At 68.3% G+C, this 1,614-nt stretch carries 2 protein-coding genes and 1 tRNA gene; 2 read left to right on the top strand and 1 reads right to left on the bottom strand.

Annotated features, from left to right (window positions below):
- Positions 1-220: 220 nt before the first annotated feature.
- Positions 221-294, top strand: a tRNA-Ile gene (locus ACFWF3_RS35275).
- Between the two features lie 263 nt (positions 295-557).
- On the opposite strand, the gene ACFWF3_RS35280 is transcribed toward ACFWF3_RS35275, so the two are convergent.
- The gene (locus ACFWF3_RS35280) at positions 558-1,130 is read right to left on the bottom strand and encodes a TetR/AcrR family transcriptional regulator (RefSeq protein ID WP_379318460.1); all 573 of its coding nucleotides are present in this window, start codon (positions 1,128-1,130) and stop codon (positions 558-560) included.
- Between the two features lie 120 nt (positions 1,131-1,250).
- On the opposite strand from ACFWF3_RS35280, the gene ACFWF3_RS35285 reads away from it, so the two are divergent.
- Positions 1,251-1,614 (top strand): aldo/keto reductase (locus ACFWF3_RS35285; protein ID WP_379318462.1); only part of this gene is annotated, 364 nt, incomplete at its 3' end.

The following is a 1,614-nucleotide window of genomic DNA, read 5'->3' on the forward strand; positions in this document are numbered from 1 at the left end:
CGCGATGTACGAGCGCGGGGAGGCCAGCGAGCTGAACGCTCGTAAACCCTACCCCCGGGTGCAGCACCACCACGGCGATCGGTCGCCGCGTCTTTCTCGGAAGCCGCGACTCCGGTCGCCGTTCTCGTACCCGCCGGTCCGACACGACCGCCGCGTCGAGTGGTCAACCCCGCACTTCGCCGGGTACCATGCGACTCGCCCGCGGAGACCCCCGCGGCGAGGGGCGGTAGCTCAGTCGGTTAGAGCCGCGGACTCATAATCCGCTGGTCGTGGGTTCGAGCCCCACCCGCCCCACTTCCCCTCCTGAACTGCGTTTTCTCCCAGCGGATTCGGGACGGGTTGCCGCCAGGGCCGGACGGGTCGAGGATGGCCGGCCACTTCTCGGCTACCAGGCGCGGGTCCGCCTGGATGAACGCGACACGCTGCTCCGCCCCGATCTCGGTGGCGGCTGTCGGCATCGCTCGGCCCTTCTGCGTATTGGTGCCGACGACAACCACCTGCTCACCGCCGCTCGGGTATGTCAGCGCGAGAGTGTCCTCGGCCTGCGCTCTGGTCGGCTACTTCACGCTCAGCCCTGTGATGAGGACGGCGACCATCCGGCGGGGGTGATAGCGGGGGGTGTCGCCGCCGATGCAGAGGTTGCCGACGGCGCGCAGGAGTTCGTAGGGGTCGGTGCCGGCGGGGATTTCGCCTGCGGTGACGGCGGCGGTGAGGAGGGCTTCGCAGGTGGGGACCAGGCGGTCGAGGAAGTAGGTGTGGAGGGTTTCGAAGGCGGTCGCGTCGGAGTGAAGTGCTTCTGCCAGGCCGTGTTTGGTGGTGAGGAAGTCGACGAAAAGGGTCATCCATTCGCCGAGTGCGGCGTGGGGGGAACCGAGGGCGGCCAGGAGTGTGGGGCCGGCTTCGGCGCACGCTTCGACCTGGTGGCGGTAGACGGCGACGATGAGGTCGGCCCGGGTGGGGAAGTGGCGGTAGATGGTGCCCACGCCGACGCCTGCTCGGGCGGCGATCTCGCGGACGGGGACATCGACGCCCGAGGCGATGAAGGCGGCCGCGGCTGCGTCGAGCAGGGCCTGCTGGTTGCGCCGGGCGTCGGCGCGTCGGCGCGGCGCCTCGGTCGGGTTGTCGGCCACGAGACCTCCCTCTTGTTAAACGGAACAGTGTTCCGTATGTTGATTAGCGGAACATCGTTCCGCTTGGTCGAGGATGCCAGAACCGGCGAGCCGAACCAAGCCCATCTGGGAGGAACCGCCATGCAGTACCGCACTCTGGGCCGTACCGGCGTTCAGGTCAGCACGCTCGTGCTCGGCGCGATGAACTTCGGCAAGCTGGGAAATTCCACCCAGGACGAGGTCACCGCCATGATCGATGTCGCCATCGACGGCGGCGTCAACCTCATCGACACCGCCGACATGTACGGCCAGGGCGAATCGGAGGAGCTGGTCGGCAAGGCCGTCGCGGGTCGCCGCGACGACCTCGTGCTGGCCACGAAGGCGACGATGCCGATGGGCGAGGAGCGCAATCATCGCGGCGGTTCACGCCGCTGGCTCATGACCGCGCTCGACGACAGCCTGCGCCGACTCGGCGTCGACCACGTCGATCTCTATCAGATCCACC

This window comes from Nocardia sp. NPDC060220 (assembly GCF_042727815.1).
GTDB lineage: Bacteria > Actinomycetota > Actinomycetes > Mycobacteriales > Mycobacteriaceae > Nocardia.